The sequence below is a fragment of the Flocculibacter collagenilyticus genome (genome assembly GCF_016469335.1).
GTDB classification, from domain to species: Bacteria; Pseudomonadota; Gammaproteobacteria; order Enterobacterales; family Alteromonadaceae; genus Flocculibacter; species Flocculibacter collagenilyticus.
This window is the reverse complement of sequence record NZ_CP059888.1, coordinates 2,190,143-2,210,162: the sequence shown is the minus strand read 5'-3', so window position 1 is coordinate 2,210,162 and position 20,020 is coordinate 2,190,143. Positions and strand designations below refer to the sequence as shown.

The 20,020-nt window shown below is 39.6% G+C and carries 21 protein-coding genes; 10 read left to right on the top strand and 11 right to left on the bottom strand.

All coding sequences use genetic code 11. The features are described from left to right. The first annotated feature begins 12 nt into the window (after positions 1-12). Positions 13-459, top strand: coding sequence for a DUF4826 family protein (locus HUU81_RS09800; RefSeq protein WP_199608779.1), 447 nt, complete (start codon positions 13-15; stop codon positions 457-459). On the opposite strand, the gene HUU81_RS09795 is transcribed toward HUU81_RS09800, so the two are convergent. The 7 genes from HUU81_RS09795 to HUU81_RS09765 form a co-directional block, all read right to left on the bottom strand. Next, the gene (locus HUU81_RS09795) at positions 456-914 is read right to left on the bottom strand and encodes a GNAT family N-acetyltransferase (RefSeq protein WP_199608778.1); all 459 of its coding nucleotides are present in this window, start codon (positions 912-914) and stop codon (positions 456-458) included. The two genes, HUU81_RS09800 and HUU81_RS09795, sit on opposite strands and share 4 nt — an antisense overlap. A 48-nt stretch (positions 915-962) precedes the next feature. Beyond that, positions 963-2,111 carry a cupin domain-containing protein gene (locus HUU81_RS09790; protein ID WP_199608777.1) on the bottom strand — a complete coding sequence of 383 codons (1,149 nt, stop codon included), beginning with the start codon at positions 2,109-2,111 and terminating at the stop codon, positions 963-965. A 117-nt stretch (positions 2,112-2,228) separates the two neighbouring features. After that, entirely contained in the window at positions 2,229-3,599 is a 1,371-nt protein-coding gene (purB, locus tag HUU81_RS09785; RefSeq protein ID WP_199608776.1) for an adenylosuccinate lyase, read from the bottom strand. 39 nt (positions 3,600-3,638) lie between these two features. Further along, on the bottom strand, positions 3,639-4,241 hold the full coding sequence (gene hflD / locus HUU81_RS09780) for a high frequency lysogenization protein HflD (protein ID WP_199608775.1): 603 nt from the start codon (positions 4,239-4,241) through the stop codon (positions 3,639-3,641). A gap of 2 nt (positions 4,242-4,243) precedes the next feature. Beyond that, positions 4,244-5,344, bottom strand: a complete 1,101-nt coding sequence (mnmA, locus tag HUU81_RS09775; RefSeq protein ID WP_199608774.1) for a tRNA 2-thiouridine(34) synthase MnmA — start codon at positions 5,342-5,344, stop codon at positions 4,244-4,246. Positions 5,345-5,552: 208 nt separating this feature from the next. Beyond that, a complete protein-coding gene (locus HUU81_RS09770; protein WP_199608773.1) occupies positions 5,553-5,999 on the bottom strand; it encodes an NUDIX hydrolase in 447 nt (148 codons plus the stop codon). Between the two features lie 19 nt (positions 6,000-6,018). Further along, entirely contained in the window at positions 6,019-6,666 is a 648-nt protein-coding gene (locus HUU81_RS09765) for an rRNA large subunit pseudouridine synthase E (RefSeq protein WP_199608772.1), read from the bottom strand. A 224-nt stretch (positions 6,667-6,890) separates the two neighbouring features. On the opposite strand from HUU81_RS09765, the gene HUU81_RS09760 reads away from it, so the two are divergent. The 5 genes from HUU81_RS09760 to rmf all read left to right on the top strand — a co-directional run bounded on the left by HUU81_RS09760 (position 6,891) and on the right by rmf (position 11,995). Then, positions 6,891-9,122 (top strand): NADP-dependent isocitrate dehydrogenase, encoded by a 2,232-nt coding sequence (locus HUU81_RS09760; protein WP_199608771.1) that lies wholly within the window; start codon positions 6,891-6,893, stop codon positions 9,120-9,122. 338 nt (positions 9,123-9,460) lie between these two features. Beyond that, on the top strand, positions 9,461-10,714 hold the full coding sequence (gene icd, locus HUU81_RS09755; RefSeq protein ID WP_199608770.1) for an NADP-dependent isocitrate dehydrogenase: 1,254 nt from the start codon (positions 9,461-9,463) through the stop codon (positions 10,712-10,714). A gap of 90 nt (positions 10,715-10,804) precedes the next feature. Then, positions 10,805-11,179 carry a hypothetical protein gene (locus tag HUU81_RS09750; protein WP_199608769.1) on the top strand — a complete coding sequence of 125 codons (375 nt, stop codon included), beginning with the start codon at positions 10,805-10,807 and terminating at the stop codon, positions 11,177-11,179. A 132-nt stretch (positions 11,180-11,311) separates the two neighbouring features. Beyond that, the gene (locus tag HUU81_RS09745; RefSeq protein WP_199608768.1) at positions 11,312-11,470 is read left to right on the top strand and encodes a hypothetical protein; all 159 of its coding nucleotides are present in this window, start codon (positions 11,312-11,314) and stop codon (positions 11,468-11,470) included. 351 nt (positions 11,471-11,821) lie between these two features. After that, the gene (gene rmf, locus HUU81_RS09740) at positions 11,822-11,995 is read left to right on the top strand and encodes a ribosome modulation factor (RefSeq protein WP_199608767.1); all 174 of its coding nucleotides are present in this window, start codon (positions 11,822-11,824) and stop codon (positions 11,993-11,995) included. An 87-nt stretch (positions 11,996-12,082) separates the two neighbouring features. Here the strand turns inward: rmf and fabA are convergent, their stop codons facing one another. Then, positions 12,083-12,598 carry a bifunctional 3-hydroxydecanoyl-ACP dehydratase/trans-2-decenoyl-ACP isomerase gene (fabA, locus tag HUU81_RS09735; RefSeq protein WP_199608766.1) on the bottom strand — a complete coding sequence of 172 codons (516 nt, stop codon included), beginning with the start codon at positions 12,596-12,598 and terminating at the stop codon, positions 12,083-12,085. 213 nt (positions 12,599-12,811) lie between these two features. On the opposite strand from fabA, the gene HUU81_RS09730 reads away from it, so the two are divergent. From HUU81_RS09730 to HUU81_RS09720, 3 genes are all read left to right on the top strand, one after another. Beyond that, entirely contained in the window at positions 12,812-13,051 is a 240-nt protein-coding gene (locus HUU81_RS09730; RefSeq protein WP_199608765.1) for a hypothetical protein, read from the top strand. Between the two features lie 92 nt (positions 13,052-13,143). Beyond that, positions 13,144-14,010, top strand: a complete 867-nt coding sequence (locus tag HUU81_RS09725) for a 6-pyruvoyl trahydropterin synthase family protein (RefSeq protein WP_199608764.1) — start codon at positions 13,144-13,146, stop codon at positions 14,008-14,010. Next, positions 14,003-14,833: a M23 family metallopeptidase gene (locus HUU81_RS09720; RefSeq protein ID WP_199608763.1), complete on the top strand. Its 831-nt coding sequence runs from the start codon at positions 14,003-14,005 to the stop codon at positions 14,831-14,833. The genes HUU81_RS09725 and HUU81_RS09720 overlap by 8 nt, the downstream gene beginning before the upstream one ends. A 20-nt stretch (positions 14,834-14,853) precedes the next feature. Here HUU81_RS09720 and HUU81_RS09715 read toward each other — a convergent pair whose 3' ends face one another. Continuing rightward, the gene (locus HUU81_RS09715) at positions 14,854-15,948 is read right to left on the bottom strand and encodes an alkene reductase (RefSeq protein WP_199608762.1); all 1,095 of its coding nucleotides are present in this window, start codon (positions 15,946-15,948) and stop codon (positions 14,854-14,856) included. A gap of 122 nt (positions 15,949-16,070) precedes the next feature. After that, the gene (locus tag HUU81_RS09710) at positions 16,071-16,808 is read right to left on the bottom strand and encodes an SDR family oxidoreductase (protein ID WP_199608761.1); all 738 of its coding nucleotides are present in this window, start codon (positions 16,806-16,808) and stop codon (positions 16,071-16,073) included. 84 nt (positions 16,809-16,892) lie between these two features. Here HUU81_RS09710 and HUU81_RS09705 point away from each other — a divergent pair, with 84 nt between their 5' ends. After that, positions 16,893-17,813, top strand: coding sequence for a LysR family transcriptional regulator (locus tag HUU81_RS09705; RefSeq protein ID WP_199608760.1), 921 nt, complete (start codon positions 16,893-16,895; stop codon positions 17,811-17,813). 98 nt (positions 17,814-17,911) lie between these two features. On the opposite strand, the gene HUU81_RS09700 is transcribed toward HUU81_RS09705, so the two are convergent. Next, the gene (locus HUU81_RS09700; RefSeq protein WP_199608759.1) at positions 17,912-19,759 is read right to left on the bottom strand and encodes a pre-peptidase C-terminal domain-containing protein; all 1,848 of its coding nucleotides are present in this window, start codon (positions 19,757-19,759) and stop codon (positions 17,912-17,914) included. Between the last annotated feature and the right edge of the window lie 261 nt (positions 19,760-20,020).

The following is a 20,020-nucleotide window of genomic DNA, read 5'->3' as shown; positions in this document are numbered from 1 at the left end:
AGAGTAGTAAAAATGACAGAATTGAAGGATCAACAAACACAATCTCAAGCGCAAGATGTAGAGCAAAAAAGACAAGAGTGGTTACGCACACATTATCAAAAGGCAAATCAGTACCTTGCATCTAAAGGCGAAATCCCTGAAAGCGTGAAGTTGGCTGAAAGCCGCTATTTAGTGCCTTTTTTAGCTATCTGGAAAATTGCAGATAAAAAGAAGAGAGAGCATTGGGTACTATCTGGTGATTTGCCTACAGACCACATGGACGCGAAGAATGCACCAGATGCAAGAGAAGCATTAAGGTGTTTTGCGTTGAACTGGCAAATGAAAGCACAGCAAATTCTTAATACGGGTACAAAAGACGAAACCCAGCTTAAATACGCTAATATTTTAATTAGCCGTGCTGAAAGTATGTATGAGATGGTTGAAAAGAAAGAGTTGTGGCAACAACAAGCAAACGCTTAATGAATTTGCCTACAATACTTTACTGACACCTTATTAATAGGGCATATCAAGCGTTGCCTTGGTATGCCAGCTTCCATATAAACACTACCCGATGTACGAAAACCTTGCTGTATATAATTCTTTACATCGTCAAGTTCACAATTAACAGAAACCTGTTTGACACCAATTTTTTTAGCAATATCCATCAGCTTCTTTAATACAACTTCAGCAGCATCAGAATCGCGATGAGAGAGTACCACCGCGATCCGGCTAATTTCACCTTTTGGGCTTATTCTACCTGTTGCAATTGGTTTACCACTATCTTCAGTTAACAGCACATGCTCTGAAAGGGTATCGTCGTTATCAAATTCAATGGTCTTAGGAATTCGATACTCACAAACAAATACTTTTTCTCTAACTTCACACAACTGATCATGAGCTTGTTCCCAATTTACATGCTGTATTTTAAAAGTCATGTGCTTAACCTGCGTTCTATAGTGTTTAAACGGTTGCCTGTATATTGGTTACTCCACAAAAAACCATAAGCCTTCATTTAAAAGTGTAGTTAACAGTTCAACGTTTTCCAATTCATTTAATGAACTATTTATCATTTGCGTTGTCACTAGCTCGTTATCAGTTAACGCTTGAATTAAAGGCAGCTGATGTTTATCACATCTAAATAGGAATGATTGCACCGCAAGTACAACTTCATCGTTATCTAGGTAATAACTTATTCTAACACCGCCTGTACGTTTTATGGCAATATCTTGCTGCGCTAGTAGTTGTTGCACTTCATCTGCTTCGTATGCTGGTTCAGGTCTTTCAATGTCAAAATCATATTTTGGCTCAGTAATAAACTTAGCAAACCATTGTTTAAAGAAAGTTGGATCTTCCATGCTTTCCATCATTAAGGCTTGGACTTTTTTGAATACATCATTATCGATATTACCTGGTGATTCAGACACCGTTAACTCTGGATCTTGATAGCGCGTGAGGCCTTTCTCTTGGTCAATTATCAAGTCAACAAAGCTGCTAAGCATATCTTCTTGGTTTGGTGCTCTGAAGCCGATTGAGTAATTCATGCTAGGGATAATTGCGTAGCCTTCGTGCGGACACCCTGGCGGAATATATAAAATGTCACCAGGCTCTAAAATGGCATCGATAACAGGCTCAAACGACCCGACCTGAAGTAAGTCTTGATGAGGTGTATGTTGCTGCATTGCATGGTTTTGTGCACCCACTTTCCAGTGGCGTTTACCTTCACCTTGAACAATAAAAACATCGTATTGATCTAAGTGCGGGCCAACCCCGCCTTTAGGTGTGGAAAAGCTCACCATTAAATCATCAATTCGCCAATTAGGAATAAAACGGAATGGCTCCAATAATTGGGCAGCATGTTCATGCCATTGATCTACCGCTTGCACTAACAAGGTCCAATGCGTGTTGCCATATTGCTCAAAAGTTTCAAATGGCCCATGCTCAACATCCCACTTTGCTTCATTTTTTACGATTCGCGACTCTATAAACTCTTCAGCGGCTAGGCCAGCAAGTTCATCTGGAGAAATAGGATCGTCAAAGTCTTTAAACCCAGACTTAATCAGTAGCGGCTTTTTTTGCCAGTATTCAGATAAAAACTGTTGTGGCGTTAGTGAGTCAAAGCTTAAGTGGTACATAAAAAACACCTGAAAAATAATGTTGATACTTAGGGCAGGCCCTAGTGTAAAATGAGAAACAAAAAAAGGCGAAAGAATTTCTTTCGCCTTAATAAACTACATGTAGAAGCTACTATACTAGTCTAATTGTTCTACTAATTCGATAGCATTGCCAATGTAATTAGCAGGGGTTAATTGTTTTAACGCTTGTTTGGCGTGGTCAGGCATATCTAGGCCGTCAACAAATTCAGCCATAATCGCTTGATTAACACGTTTGCCACGAGTTAGTTCTTTTAGTTTTTCGTACGGCTTTTCAATACCAAAACGGCGCATAACAGTTTGGATTGGCTCTGCTAATAGCTCCCAGTTTTGATCAAGCTCATTTAATAAGCTTTCTTCATTTACCTGTAGCTTGCTGATCCCTTTAAGCGTCGCCTGATAAGCCACTGTTGAGTGCGCTACACCCACACCTAAGTTTCTAAGTACAGTAGAATCAGTTAAGTCGCGCTGCCATCTTGAAATAGGCAGTTTTGTTGCAAGGTGTGCAAAAATCGCATTTGCTAAACCTAAATTACCTTCTGAGTTTTCAAAGTCGATTGGATTTACTTTATGCGGCATCGTTGAAGAGCCGATTTCACCAGCAACCGTTTTTTGTTTGAAATGACCAAGTGCGATATAGCCCCAGATATCGCGATCAAAATCAATTAAGATTGTATTAAAGCGTGCTATGGCATCAAATAGTTCAGCAATATAGTCGTGCGGCTCAATTTGAGTGGTGTACGCATTCCAGCTTAGGCCTAAGCTGGTAACAAACTCTTCTGAATGCTGGTGCCAGTTATGCTCAGGATAAGCAGACAGATGAGCGTTGTAGTTGCCTACTGCACCGTTAATTTTACCAAGTATATCTACGCTGGCAATTTGGCTCCGCTGTTGCTTTAAGCGCGTATACACATTTGCCATTTCTTTACCCAACGTGGTGGGAGACGCTGGCTGGCCATGAGTTCTTGCCATCATTGGAACTGCTTTATGTTCTAACGCTAATGCTTTAATTTCAGCTAAAATTTTGTCGCAATACGGTAAAATCACCGACTCTCTTGCTTCCTTCAGCATTAGGCCGTGCGATAAATTGTTAATGTCTTCTGATGTGCAAGCAAAATGAATAAATTCATTAATCGCATTTAATTCATCGTGGTTGCTTACTTTTTCTTTCAAAAAGTATTCAACTGCTTTTACATCATGATTAGTCGTGCGTTCAATCTCTTTACAACGTGCGGCATCGGCTTCGCTAAAGTTTTCAACAATACTGTTTAATAGAGAGTTAGCGTCATCGCTAAAGGCAGGAACTTCTTTAATAGCAGGTGTGGCAGCAAGTTTTTGTAACCATCTTACTTCTACGGTTACGCGGTATTTGGTTAAACCAAATTCGCTAAATATGGAGCGTAATTCTATTGATTTACTGCCATAACGGCCATCAATCGGAGATATTGCAGTTAAAGCTGAAAGTTCCATGTGTTCTCCTGTATTGAGAGATATGCTTATTTTATAGGGTTAATTTAACTGATTTAGAATTTGTTTCCGCGAAAATAAAATGTGTCGGCGCTTACCGCCTAGTTGTCGCCAAAGTACTGCGGCACGAATGCCTGCTAGCAACAGTGCACGAATTTTATTTTGGTTATGCTTTTGCTGTAACAGAATGGGCTTACCGACCACCTGAATGCGTGCGCCTAAGGGACTAACTTGCTGTGAATAGATATCTGCTAGTGACGCCACGATATTATCATCAGTAATACTAAAGTGAGTAAGTTGACGTTCTACTTGGCTAAGTTTGTCGGCTAACGATTGTAGCGCATTTTTGTTTTTACTCAGCTTGCGCTCAAGTGCCAGTAAACCAACGATATATCTTGTAATTTCAATATCTTTTTGTTTACTGTTGCCAAGTTGCTCTCGAATCAGGTCGTAGCCTTTTTGTAATAAATATTTATTAGGATAAACATCAGCCGGTTTTTCTGGCGTTAATGCTAAAATGCTATTTAGCATCAATGAAAGGCTGTCATCGTCTATTTCGCCAGTGCGGGCTACTTGTTGCACCGATGAAGCGGCAAAGCAAACTGCCGCTAAGGCCATTAACCTATCGTTATTTTGTTGCGCCATAACTAGTGAATAACCTCATTAATTATTCCACCACCCAAACAAAATTCACCGTCATAGAACACGGCCGATTGTCCAGGCGTTACAGAGGATTGAGGCTCATCAAACAAGACGCGTACACAGCCGTCAGTACCCACAACCATAGTGCATGGAATATCTTCTTGACGATAACGTGTTTTTACGGTGCATTTTACTGTGCCAGAAGGACCTGTGCGATCTACCCAATGTAACTGTTCTGCCACTAAGCCATTAGAGAATAGGCGAGGGTGTTTACGGCCTTGCGCTACAATTAAAATATTATTGATAAGATCTTTTTCAACAACATACCAAGGTTCTTCACTAGCATTCGCTAGTCCACCAATTTGTAAGCCTTTACGTTGGCCAATGGTGTGATACATTAGTCCTTCGTGCTTACCAATGACTTCCCCGTCAACATTCTGAATGTCACCAGGCTGTGCAGGTAAATATTGCTGCAAAAAGTCTTTAAATTTGCGCTCGCCAATGAAACAAATGCCCGTGCTGTCTTTTTTGTCGTGTGTGATTAAGCCTTGTTCTTCGGCGATTTTGCGTACTTCTGGTTTTTCTAAACCGCCAACAGGAAACAGGGTTTGTGCAATGTGTTCTTCACCAATGGTATATAAAAAATAACTTTGGTCTTTGTTGTTGTCTAAACCGCGTACCATTTTCCAATGGCCATCAACTTCTTTGCGCTGAACATAGTGACCAGTCGCAATATAATCGGCCCCCAAGGCTTCAGCAGCAAATTCTAAAAACGCTTTAAACTTAATTTCCTTGTTACACATAATATCAGGATTCGGTGTGCGTCCTGCTTTATATTCAGCAAGAAAATATTCAAATACATTATCCCAATACTCGGCTGCAAAATTAACCGTATGAAGTTCAATGCCAAGCTTTTCACATACCGCTTCAGCATCTTTTAGATCTTCAGCAGCAGCGCAGTATTCATCTGTATCGTCTTCTTCCCAATTCTTCATAAACAAGCCTTCTACTTGGTAGCCTTGCTGTTGAAGTAGGTATGCAGAAACGGATGAGTCGACACCACCAGACATGCCGACAATTACTTTTATTTGACTATTATCTTTCATAAAGGATAAATATCTTACTTAAGCCATCGTTTATTGCTATTTACATTACTTGCACCCAATTGATTGAGTAAAAGTAGCAAATGCATAAACGTGAATGGTTACATGGAAATTTAGGGCGCGGATTATATCACGATGATATAAGTCGCTTAAGCTTTTTATTCATGACATAGATGATTTTGACATTTCAACGCAAGCTATATGTGTAAAGTTAATTAAATCTATGGATTGCAGTTAACGGCAACTTTTGTCCTGCTAAGTAATCGTCTATGCATTTTACAACTAGTGGGCTGCGTAAGGGTTTGGCCGATAGCTCTGAGTAGGTTAGCCAATGCGTATTGATTATGTCGCTATCACTTGGACCAAAGCCAGAAGGTTTAAATGCGGGCTCAAAAATAAAACAAAAGCGTAAATAGGTTGTGTTGTTACTTGGCGCTGTGTATTGATACACGCCTAATAAGTAGTCCGGTTGCAGTAAGTAACCTGTTTCTTCTTTTAACTCTCTTGAAACGGCGTCAAGGAGCGATTCGTTATGTTCTAAATGCCCAGCGGGTTGATTAAATACAATATCGCCAGTTTGCTTGTCTTTTTCTTCAACCAATAAATATTTATCTTCAAATTTTACAATTGCTGCAACCGTTGCATTTGGTTTAAACATGCAGGTATCTTCCTAAAAATTAATACACTTTGAATTCGCCATTCGCTATACCATTAAGGGTATATTGACCAATACTATAGCGTATGAGTCGCAGTGTGGGGTGACCGATATGTGCGGTCATGCGTCTAACTTGCCTGTTACGTCCTTCGGTTATTTTAATTGAGAGCCAGGTGGTGGGAATATTTTTTCGTTCACGGATAGGAGGGTTTCGTGGCCATACTATTTCAGGCTCATCAATAATGTTTACTTTAGCCGGCAGCGTTAGCCCATCTTTTAATTCAACACCACTGCGTAGTGCACCTAGGGCATCATCAGTTGGTATGCCTTCTACTTGAACCCAATATTCTTTTTCCGTTTTTTGGCTGGGGTTAGCTAATTTATGTTGAAGCTTGCCGTTATTAGTCAGTAATAGTAAACCTTCACTGTCTTTGTCTAAGCGGCCTGCCGCGTAAACGTTAGGAATATCAATGTAGTCAGCTAATGTGGCGCGTTTCGCATCGTCCGTAAATTGGCTTAATACGTCAAATGGCTTATTAAATAAGACGAGAATTTGCTTTTTAGGTTGCTGGGCTTGAGCAGGCTTCTTGTTGTGAAAAGATCGTTTAGCGTGAGATTTCCCTTCTTTATCAGTTGCTTTATATGTGCTCTTTCGTTGGCGTGATGTCACGAATTGTTTCCCATTTATATAAACCTAATCTTTTAGTCGAGTATTTTAAAGCGTAATGAATTTAGTTACTATGTCGCGCTGATAATAAATTTGGGTTTTATACTGCTATTACACAAACGCTATTACATTAACGGCGAATGTGGTTCGTACTGATTAAACCCAAGCCAAAGCAAACATGCCTAAATATTTTTCTGGGTAATATTGTAACTAAGTTAGGAAAACATATGTCAACTGATACTTCGAAGATCATTTATACCATCACTGATGAAGCGCCTGCGTTGGCGACTCATTCGTTCCTTCCTATTGTAAAAGCATATACATCGCCATGCGGTATTGACGTGGAAACGCGTGATATCTCGTTAGCTGGCCGTATTATTGCGAGCTTTCCTAAGTATTTAGAAAAAGAACAACGCATTAGTGATGATTTAGCTGAGTTAGGTGAATTAGCAAAAACACCTGAAGCGAATATCATTAAATTACCTAACATCAGTGCTTCTATTCCTCAATTAATTGCTACGATTAAAGAGCTTCAAGCAAAAGGTTACAACTTACCTAATTACCCTGAAGAGCCGCAAAACGAAGCGGAAGAATCAATTAAGCGTACGTACGACAAAATTAAAGGTAGTGCAGTAAACCCTGTATTACGTGAAGGTAACTCAGACCGCCGTGCACCAGTACCAGTAAAACAATATGCACGTAAGAATCCGCATTCTATGGGCGCATGGGCGAGTGACTCAAAGTCACACGTTGCGAGTATGTCTGAAGGTGATTTCTACGGTAGTGAACAATCTCACACTGTGGCAGAAGAAACGCAAGTTTCAATTGAATTTACAAACACGGCTGGTGCAACAAAAGTGTTAAAAGAGCACCTTAACCTGCAAAAAGGTGAAATTGTTGATGCATCAGTAATGAGCAAGTCAAAACTTGTGAGCTTTTTAGAAGCGCAAGTTGAAGATGCGAAAAAACAAGATGTGTTATTTTCATTACATATGAAAGCAACAATGATGAAAGTGTCGGATCCTATTATTTTCGGTCACGCTGTTAAGGTGTTCTATAAAGATGTATTTGAAAAACACGCAGCCGTTTTTGAACAACTAGGTGTAGATACTAATAACGGTATTGGTGATGTGTACAGCAAGCTTGACCGTTTACCAGAAGATAAAAAAGCAGAGATTGAAGCTGATTTAGCCGCGGTATACGACGCTCGTCCAGCAATGGCAATGGTGGATTCAGATAAAGGTATTACTAATTTACATGTACCTAGTGACATCATCATTGATGCTTCAATGCCTGCAATGATTAGAACATCTGGTCAAATGTGGGGTCCAGATGGAAAACAAAAAGATACTAAAGCAGTAATTCCAGACCGCTGTTATTCAGGCGTATACCAAGCAACGATCGATTTTTGTAAGAAAAACGGTGCGTTTGATCCTGCAACGATGGGTACAGTACCCAATGTTGGTTTAATGGCGCAAAAAGCAGAAGAGTACGGTTCACACGATAAAACGTTTGAAATGCCTGAAGCGGGCACTATTAAAGTGATCAATGCTAATGGCGACGTATTACTTCAGCACGATGTTGAGCAAGGTGATATTTGGAGAATGTGTCAGGTTAAAGACGCGCCAATTCAAGACTGGGTGAAACTAGCTGTTAATCGTGCTCGTGCGACAGGCGCACCAGCTGTATTCTGGTTAGACGAAAACCGTGCTCATGATGCTCAACTCATTGCTAAAGTTAATGAATACTTACCAACACATGATACAGATGGTTTAGATATTCGTATTATGGCACCTGTTCAAGCGACTGAATTTTCATTAGCGCGTATGAAAGAAGGCCAAGATACGATATCGGTAACGGGTAACGTACTTCGTGACTATTTAACAGATTTATTCCCAATTCTTGAGTTGGGCACAAGTGCTAAAATGCTATCTATTGTTCCACTAATGAATGGCGGTGGTTTGTTTGAGACTGGTGCTGGTGGCTCTGCGCCGAAGCATGTTCAACAGTTTGAAAAAGAAAACCACTTACGTTGGGATTCATTAGGTGAGTTTTTAGCGTTAGCTGCGTCTTTAGAGCATTACAGCAATGTAACAGGTAATGGTAAAGCTAAAATCTTAGCTGACACGCTTGACCAAGCAACGGCTAAGTTCTTAGAAAACAATAAGTCGCCTTCTCGTAAAGTAAAAGAGCTTGATAACCGTGGTAGCCATTTCTACCTAGCAATGTATTGGGCACAAGCACTTGCTGAGCAAGAGCAAGATTTAGACTTAAAAATGAACTTCTATAGTGTTGCTAAAGCATTCGCTAAAAACGAAGAGAAGATTGTTGATGAGTTAAATTCTGCGCAAGGTATTGCAATGGATATTGGTGGTTACTACAAGCCAGACAATGCACTAGCAGATGCTGCGATGCGTCCTAGTCAAACATTGAACTTTATCTTATCAATTCTACTTTAAGAATAAATTTCCTATCGTTAAGGCTAAGCATATGCTTAGCCTTTTTATATAACAGTCTCTTCTTCAATTTCACTACTGTCTTATCTTTTCTTGCAGTGCATGTTGATATAGCCACTATAGCTAACATGAATATAGCAAGCCAAAATATCTGTGTTACTTTTAAGTAAAGCAATTTCCCAGCTTCGTGATCTATCTATTTAGACGTGTTGTTAAGTGGCTAATTTAAGCAGCTATACCAACGAAAATTGGGTACGCCTCAAAAAAACGGTATAGCTATACGTAATTTTGCTACTTGGTTGTTTCAGCTCGCTAAAATCCACACTAAAGGAGAATTAACGATGACAAGTAAAGTTACCATTCCTGAAAATGGACAAGCCATTACCTACGAAAACGGCAAACTGAACGTGCCAAACAATCCAATTATTCCTTATATTGAAGGGGATGGAATTGGTATTGATGTAACCCCACCAATGATAAAAGTCGTCAATGCCGCCGTTGAAAAAGCTTATGGCCAAAGCAAAAAGCTTGAATGGATGGAAGTGTATGCTGGTGAAAAAGCCACTCAACACTATAACTCTGACACTTGGCTACCAGACGAAACAGTAGAACTTTTCAAAAAATACAAAGTAGGTATTAAAGGGCCTCTTACCACGCCAGTTGGTGGTGGTATTCGCTCGCTTAACGTTGCATTACGCCAAATTTTAGATCTTTACGTTTGCCAACGTCCAGTGCAATGGTTCACTGGTGTACCGAGTCCCGTTAAAAAGCCATGCGAAGTTGATATGGTGATTTTCAGGGAAAACTCTGAAGATATTTATGCTGGTATTGAGTTTCAAGCGGGCACGGATGACGCTGAAAAAGTGATTAACTTCCTAAAAGAAGAAATGGGCATTAATAAAATCCGTTTTTCTGAAAATTGTGGAATCGGGGTGAAGCCAGTATCAGAAGAAGGAACAAAAAGGTTAGTAAGAAAAGCGATTCAATATGCCATAGACAATAACCGTGAGTCGGTTACCTTTGTTCATAAAGGTAATATTATGAAATACACCGAAGGCGCGTTTAAAGACTGGGGATATCAGCTTGCTCGCGAAGAGTTTGGTGCTGACTTGCTTGATGGTGGGCCATGGTGCTCAATAACCAATCCTAAAACTGGTCAAGAAATTATTATTAAAGATGTGATTGCAGACGCTATGTTGCAACAAGTGCTACTTAGGCCCGCTGAATACAGTGTTATTGCTACATTAAACCTAAATGGTGATTATTTGTCAGATGCGCTTGCCGCTCAGGTCGGTGGGATTGGCATTGCACCAGGTGCTAATTTAAATGATGAAGTAGCAATATTTGAAGCGACGCATGGCACAGCACCTAAATACGCAGGGCAAAACAAAGTAAATCCGGGGTCAGTAATACTGTCGGCTGAAATGATGCTTCGCCATATAGGCTGGACAGAAGCAGCTGACTTAGTACTAAACGGAATGTCGGGCGCGATTAGTGCAAAGACGGTAACTTATGACTTTGAGCGTTTAATGGAAGGCGCTAAATTAGTCACCTGTTCGCAGTTTGGCGACGAAATAATAAAACATATGAACTAATCTTTATTAATGCACGATGGAGAAATAGCAAAGAATATTTCTCCATCGTTACTTTAATGGCTTAATAAGCCTTAAACAATGGAGATTAAAATGTCAGTAAAAGCAAAAGTATTATTAGTTGGTTGGGAGCCTGATGCAGTGGATTATAGTAAGTGGCCGGGTTTAACACCTCAAAAATTAAGAGCCGCGTTAGAAGGCGATAAAGATAAAATGAACGCGATGGGGTATGAAGCAAAGCTAGGGTTGATCACTGGTGAAGACGCGGCGACTGATGATTTGTCAGGCTTTTTATCAGAGAATGATTATGACTGTGTTTTAATTGGTGCGGGGGTACGCACCATTGACGAATATCTTTTGCTTTTTGAAAAGCTGATAAATACGATTCACAGTCAAGCTCCAAACGCTAAAATTTGCTTTAATACAGGCCCTTTTGATTCTGTCGACGCAGTACAAAGGTGGGTTTAGTTAATGACTAGGGTAGTGACTACAGTTGTTTTTTAACCCTGAAAGCCTTATTTTTGTATCGCTGCCCATTTTTATATCAAACGGTATATTAATCTAATAGCGAAGAAACTTGTGCTGAAGGAGGAATAATTCATGGAAAACACGTTAATTGCATTGGGGCTGCTGCAAGTAAGAGAGCTAGGCAGGTCAATGAGTCAATCAAGAACACTTTGCCTAGTGGTGTTATTTGGCATTCTGCTTTTCGGCGGGTTGATATTGTTTTTGATGTACATGGCAGGTTTACAAAAGTAATTTTAAGCCTGATGAACCTAGTATAAAAAGAGCAGACGCTTCATTTTCTTTTTTGTTTAAATTAAAAAAATCGTGTCGATTATTGGGCATTTCTCAATTGTGAGGGATATAAAATATCCTGCAGCAACAAATAATCTTTAAAGGCCAGTGCACCTTTATCCCTAACATAAAATAATTTCATTTTTATTAAAAAATACTTCTGATTAAATATCATTCAATTTTAATACATTAGAAGAAGTCAATTAAAATAGTACATTTTTTGATTTGATCTTGGTGAATACTCAATCTATTTAATATATGGGGCTTAGTAAAAGCCTCTAAGAATAACAAAATAATCTGAGGAAAATGCCTATGAAAAGACAAAAACGTGATCGTTCTGAAAGAGCACATTCTCAAGGATATAAAGCTGGACTCAGTGGTAAGCACAAAGATGCATGCCCATACCAAAACTTAGAAACGCGGATGAATTGGCTAGGAGGTTGGCGAGAAGCTAACCAAGATCGAAGTTTGGGGTTATTCAAATAACTAAATAAAAAAGTGACAAAGATTTGTTGGAGGAAGCCCCTTATTTCAAGGGGCTTTTAACGTTTTTCTAGGTCGAAACCTTTTAGCTTAGAACTGGCTAGTATCTTGGAAAAGGCCAACCTTTAAATCTTTAGCTACATAAATTTCTTTGCCGTCAACTTCTACACTACCGTCGGCTAAACCCATAAATAGTTTGCGCTTAATAACACGTTTAAAGTTGATTTTATAAGTCACTTTCTTTGCAGTAGGTAGTATTTGACCAGTAAATTTAACTTCACCTACACCTAATGCTCTGCCTTTGCCAGGCCCGCCACTCCAACCAAGAAAAAAACCAACGAGTTGCCACATAGCGTCTAAACCCAAGCAGCCTGGCATAACCGGATCTTCTTTAAAGTGGCAGTCAAAAAACCACAAATCTGGATGAATATCTAATTCAGCAATTACATAGCCTTTGCCAAATTCACCACCTTCTTCAGAAATTTCAACAATGCGATCCATCATTAGCATATTATCTGATGGTAGGCGGCTGTTACCTGGTCCAAATAGTTCACCATTACCACAAGCGATTAAGTCTTCTTTTTCGTAACTGCTTTTTTGTTCCATATTATTGGTCTCGAGGTCTCGTCTAAAATTTTAGTGGGCATAATTTAGCGTACACGTGTACGCCAAACAACTCCGAACAGTGAATTTTTTTATTAATTTTAGTTGTTAACAATATTCAGCTGTTCATAACTTAATTAGATTGTGCCTATTACTTGACTGTTTGAATAGTTTCTTGTTTAGTTTATTAAAATAATAAAAAAAAGAATAAATGTTATGGCACTAACACCTGCACAAAAACAAAAACGTTATCGTGATAAACAAAAAGGGGCGGGCAAAAAAGAGATTAGGGCGTACTTGTCGCCTGACGCGATTACCTGCTATGAAGATGTGCGTGAGCTCAGTGGTTGGGATGACTCCACGTTAGTCAGTAATGCAATTCGATTAATGTATGCGGCTAAGGCCTGCGGACAGGTTCAGTTACTTAATAATTGGTTAACTGAGCATAAAAAATAGCGGTTTAGCACGGTACACGGGTGGGTTTTGTGCGATGAGTGCAATATAATGTCGACATTAACGATTGTTTATTAATTTAGGTCACTTACTTTATGATTTTGTTTGTTGAAGATTTAACTGTCATCGATTTTTCTTATTTATGCCAGCAACGCGGTATGTTAGGTGAAAGTTGGATTGTTGATATTGAACTTGAAGGTGGCTTAGACGAGCAAAACATGGTGCTCGATTTTGGTAAAGTAAAAAAACAAATTAAAAATGTGATTGATGATACGGTTGATCATAAGCTCGCAATTCCTACTCAGTATGCTGGCTTTGAGCTGATAAATAACGGCCAAATGCAACAAGTTTATTTTGAATCACAAAAACATGGCATGATTGGACTAAGCTGTCCAAAAGATGCTTACGCGCTAATTGATGTGCCTGTTATTTCTAAAGACACCATCATTGATTACTTAAAAACTGTGCTTGAGCCTATTCTCCCTAGTAACGTGAAAAAGCTAACGCTTAACCTGCGTGAAGAAGTGATTAACGGATTTCATTATCAGTACAGCCATGGTTTAAAGAAACACGATGGTAATTGCCAGCGTATTGCGCATGGTCATCGTTCAAAAATTATGATTTTTGAAAATAGCTTGTTGTCTCCACGACTTAATAAATATTGGGCTAACCGTTGGGAAGATATTTATTTAGGTTCAGAAGAAGATTTGGTGGCAGAAAGTGAAAGTGCTTTAGATTTAGCTAAGTTTAGCAACACTGTGCATTGCTTTAAATATAATGCCATGCAAGGTGAATTTGAGTTAGTTATTGCAAAAGAGCACTGCGAAATTACTGACTGCGATACTACTGTTGAGTGTTTAGCACAATACATAGCAAACGACCTAAAACAACAAGATCCTGAAAGTGATTATAAAGTTAGGGCTTTTGAAGGGGTAGGTAAAGGTGCGATTGCTTATGCTTAATCAGCCTTTAATCCATCGTGCATTATGGCTAAGTATAATACTTAGCCTTTTTACATTTTTGATTAAACCCGTATTTGCTATTGAGTTATCGTTATCCGGAGATTACACCCAAGGGGGATTAATCATTGGCAAAACCGACGAAGGTAATACCGTTACATTTAATGGGCAACAATTGCAAATGTCTGCTAAAGGTGATTTTATTTTTGGCTTTGGTCGTGACGATAAGCTAGAGCATGTATTGGAAATTACGAACAGCGATAAAAAATCAGTTAAACATATGATTAATATTGCTAAGCGTGATTATAAAATTCAACGTATCGAAGGGGTTGCAAAAAAATACGTTAGCCCTCCACCAGAAGTACTTAGCAGAATTAAGCAAGACAATATTCAAATAGCCAATGCAAGAGCGGTGAGATCTGACCGGCTTGATTTTTTATCACCCATGTTAAAGCCTGTTAAAGGGCCTATCTCTGGTGTTTATGGAAGCCAGCGGTATTTTAATGGTGAACCTAAGCGCCCGCATTATGGATTAGATATAGCAGCTAAAACGGGCACACCAGTTGCGGCACCATTAGCTGGAAAAGTAACGTTAGCACATGCTGATATGTATTATTCTGGTGGCACTATTATTATCGACCATGGCTTAGGACTAACGTCAACCTACATACACCTGAGTGCGGTTGATGTAATGGAAAACCAAGAAATAAAGCAAGGGCAGGTTATTGGCAAAGTGGGTGCCACAGGCCGTGTTACAGGCCCGCATTTAGATTGGCGTTTTAACTGGTTAGATAAACGGCTCGACCCTGCATTATTAATGAATTAGGCCACCAAACGAAAATATTGCTAGGCCATTGTGGGATAATCGACATAACCTTCAGGGCCAGCGGTATAAATAGTGTTTTCATTTAATACATTTAACGGTGCGCTTGTTTTAAAGCGTGCCACCAAATCTGGGTTTGCAATAAATGGCCTACCGAATGATATTGCATCTACTCCACCTTCTATTATTGACTTATTCGCTTCAGAATAGTCATAACCCATATTTGAAATAAGGTTGCCTGAATAGTGCTCTAGCGCCGCGGTTAATATATCTGCCGTTTCAAGTGATAAAAAATCGCTTCGCATTAAGTGTAAATAAGCCAGATTGTATTTGCTTAGCTTTTTAGCGAGCCAAACCGTTAATGCTAGTGGGTCACTGTCATGCATACTATTGAAGCTATTGCTCGGTGATAAACGAATACCGACTTTGTCACTACCCCATATCGAGATAACTTTATCTAAAATGTTGGTTACGATGCGCGCCCTGTTTTCAATACTTCCACCATATAAATCGTTGCGTTTATTACTGCCATCTCTTAAGAAGGTGTCAAGCAGATAGCCGTTCGCCGCATGAACTTCCACGCCGTCGAACCCTGCGAGTTTTGCATTAATTGCTGCTTGTTCAAAACTAGACTCTACCTCCAAAATCTCTTCAACAGTGAGTGCTCGTGGGGTCGTGTACTCTTGTTCACCAAACGGTGTTCTGGCTTTCTCATTGGTAATTGGGATTGCACTAGGTGCGACGGGAGCTTTTCCATCGTTAAGTAAGGGATGGCATGTTCTGCCACCGTGCCATAATTGCATAACAATTTTGCCACCTTCTTTATGAACAGCATCAGTGATTTTTCTCCAACCTACGATTTGTTCATCTGAGTAAATACCCGGTTCATTGATGAATGCAGAGTGGCCTTGTTGTACCATTGTCGCTTCTGTGATGATCAACCCAGCTGTCGCTCTTTGCTGATAATACGTCTGCATTAAATTATTTGGTAGATGTTTGTCGTCCGCTCGCGAACGGGCTAATGGCGCCATAATTATGCGGTTATTAAGCGAAATACCTCCTAAATTGATAGGTGAAAAAAGAGGCTGTTTTTCGTTAGTTCTAGTGAGGGATGACATAGCTTTTCCTGCAGTGTGGGTTGAACAGACTTCAATTATTTATGGATAACGTTGAATGATTGAATAACGCTGAAAAAATGGAGAGTGAGACTCTCCATGATTTGCAGGTGTAAACGCTTGTCCTACCAAGGCTGGCTTTCTTCCATGTGGTAAAAACCACCTGTTGACGCACCTTCATCAAGCAGAGCTAATTGAACAATGGTTTTTGCGCCATCTTCAACAACCATAGGTGCATGCTCAGTACCTAAGTCTGTTTTTACCCAACCCGGATGTGCACTGTTAACTTTAATATTAGTGCCTGCTAATGCTTGGCTAAGCGTAATCGTAAATAAGTTAAGTGCAGCTTTTGAAGCATTGTATGCAAACGGTTTCACAGGTGCCCAATCAGAGTTAGTGTCGGCATTTACTGCTAATGAGCCAAGTATGCTGCTCACATTAACGATGCGGCCTTGTTCGCTCTTTTTAATAAGTGGCAGTAATTTTTGAGTTAAGGCAATTTGACCAAATAAATTTACGTCAAATGTTGTTTTAAGCTCATCCAAAGAAACGCTTTCACTGTTGTTTTGCACCCAGTCACCTTCAATAACAATGCCTGCATTATTAACAAGAATGTCTAAGTGGCCGTATTTAGTTGCAATATAGTCTGCTACAGCATCAATATCTTGTTGATTTGTAATATCAAGCTTTACTAAATCTTCAGGTGCATTTTCACCTTTCCAATTAGCAATAATGCCATTTAGTTGGCTAGTGTCGCGTCCGGCAAGGATAACTTTAATACCTTGAGCAGATAATTGTTTAGCTGTTTCAAGACCTAAACCGCGATTTGAACCAGTAATTAAAGCGATAGATTGTGTTGACATAGTTATTCTCCTGAATATTGAGTTGTCGAAAAAACAAGGTCATTCTATTATGTCTATAAATGCAAACAATTAGGCTTATGGAAAATGTATGTTCGTGAATTTGAAACAATAGATATGCGTACACTGCTAATATTCGTGACAGTGTGTGACACACTCAATATTACTAAAAGCGCGGAATCTATGGGGTTACCGAAGTCCACAGTCAGTAAAGAAATTTCAAAACTTGAAGCACATTTGAATGCGCAACTACTTGAGCGGTCAACAAGAAAAATTACAGTAACAGAGTCAGGTGACGTAGCTTGTGCGAAGGCACGGCAGTTGCTTAGTGACTTTAAAGCCCTCAAAGATGATATTCATATTATGGAAGATCAGGTTCAGGGTACTTTGCGCATTTCGGCTCCACCCGCGCTAGGTGAGTTTATTTCTAAGTCAGTTATTCCTCAGTTCTTAGCGCAATTTCCTAGGGTCACCATTGCATTAAAGCTGTCGTATTCATTTGAAGACTTGTTTAATGAAGGTATTGATCTGGCATTTCGTGTAGGACAAATAAGGGATGATAGATTAATCGCTCGTCAGTTAGGTGAGTCAACCAGAGTGTTAGTTGCGAGTCCCGAGTATATTTCAAATCATGCCAGCATTTTGGATCCAAATGATCTAATACACCATAACTGTATTCGTTTTCAATATAATCACTCAGATACCGAATGGAGCTTTGTGAGTACTGAAGATATGAGAGTAGTAAGCGTGAACGGCAACTTTTTTTGCGCGAATGTTCAAGCACTGAAGCAAGCTGCTATTCAGGCTGTTGGGATTGCACAGTTACCCATTAATAATATTCAAGATGAATTGAATAGCGGGAGTTTAGTACGCATTTTGCCAAGTTGGCATGTTCCGCCAATGGCAATTAATGCGGTTTATCGACTAGGGTTGAACAAACCTAAAAAGCTTCAGGCTTTTTTGGATTATTTATTTAGTAATCAAGCGCTGTTTGAGCTAGGGGTTTAAGAACGAGACGTTTACTATTTGAAGAATAATAAAAAAGCCCAGTATGATTATTTAATACCGGGCTATAAACTTAATTACACTGATTTATAAACACGCAGTTAGTAAGACCAATTAGAGGTTACACCTGAGTAAGTAGAATAGGCGTGAACCCCAACATGCCATGTACCTGCGGCTGGGTTGTTAATGGTACAGGTTTCTTCATTGCCACTTTTCCATGGGCGACAAACATAAGTACCAGACGACGTGGTAGGTGCAGAAGAACGGTTTAAGTATAAATCTGCGTCACCGCTACCGCCAGTAATGGTTACTTCAAGCTTGCTTGACCCTGCTGGAACATCAATAGTATATCGGCTCCAATTGTTCTGACTTGCCGAAAGGTTAGTTTCGCTGCCAGAACTGCCAGACGATCCTTCTGTATAAGCACCTGTTAAGCTAACACCACTAAATGTAGAGTAAGCGTTAAGTAACACATAGTATGTGCCATTTTGTGCCGAAGAAAATGAACAGCTTTCAGAGTTGCCATTTGTCCATGAACGACAGTCGTAATTAGAGGTGGTAGGTTGTGAGCCAAATTTAACATACATGTCCATATCGCCAGAGCCACCAGAAGAGTTAAATTGCACACTGGTTGCTGTAGACGGTACATCTAGCTCATACTTTATTGTGCTACCTTTGCTTGCTGAAAGGTTATTAACAGGAACGCCGTTTTCAAGCTTATTTCCAACAACAACGCCGCCTCTAAAAGCTGCCATTTCTGCTGCTGTATTGTTTAGTACGCGAGTGTTGTCGCTGCTTGACGCTGTACCTGTCGCTCTGCCTTGATGCGTTCTATTAGGATTTGACCAAAATAATTGGCGAGTACAACCAGAACTACAGTTATATGCCATTACCGTACGCCACTGCTGATTAGGGTCTTGGTAGCCATGACCATAGGCAAAAGGAGATGACGTAGGATCGTTTGCTGGGTCGTGACGCGCACCTTGAAGGTGGCCTAATTCGTGACCAAACGAGTAGTAACCAGTTGCACAGTCGTAATCCACAATTGCAAAGGCGCTGCTTGCGTTTGCGTAAATAGCATCAGCTTGACCGCAATAACCATTTACGTCGTTTACTAACACCACCATGTCAGCGCCGTATTGATCGCGCAGTGAGTGCACTTCATCCATGTAACCATCACTGGTGCCTGCTAAGCGGCTAAGATCGGTTGCTGAATTGCTTGCTTCGCTATAGTTCACTTGATATGAATGTACTAGTGCTACACTAGCATTAACACCGCTGGTAGAATAACCATTGTTTGTTTCGGTAATCGCTAAGTCAATTAATGCGTTAATGCCGCCTGACTGACTTGCAGCTGATGAGGTGTAAGCCACTAATACGTTAATAACAGGGTTTGCTTGTGTAGAAACATCGGGTAGGTTTTTACTTAGTGGACGACTGTCAGGATCTACATAACCGTCATGGTGATCTTGCGGCATTTTAGATTCGTTAATTTCTTCTACACGATGAATGTTATTTTCTGTAGGGCGAATACGGTAAAGTTTTCCATCGTAACGTACAGTACCCGTAATTTTCCCGTTGTTTTCAACTAAAATTGCCGAGTTCTGTTGGCGTTTAAGCACATCAGATATTCTGCTACCTAAAGAAGCATTCTCTAAAGCAGTGCCTTGCCAAATAAATGAACCAGACTTACTTTTACTCGTTTTTGTTTTAGTGAACTTAATTTTAAGCTTTTGGTTAAGCTGAATGTCTAGTGCTGCTGTGGATGAATCCAGCGCACCTTTATTCAAATTAAAATTACTAACGGATTCAATAAAGTCTTTTTTTATAAGACTATTCTTTAATTGTGCACTTGATGCTTCACCTGCAAATAGGTCTGTTGCTGCATGAGCAGGCAAACCTAATGCAAGTAATGCAGCACTTAAAAGACTAAGTTTTACTTTTTTCATTTTTATTTTCCTTCCAAAAAATCAAAGAAATACACACCACGTATATTGTGGAGTAGGTATTAACGTTTGATTGTTGTTTTAAAAATGAGTAATGCTCTATTTGTATTCAACTTTCGTTAGCTTTTTTATATTTTCGAAAGCATTTAATTATTTTTAAGCATTACTTATGTAGTTGCTTGTTATAAGAAAAAATAACAAGCTTTATAAACATAAACCCTATATTGAAAAAAGGTTAGAAAATAGATGAAAAAAATATGACAA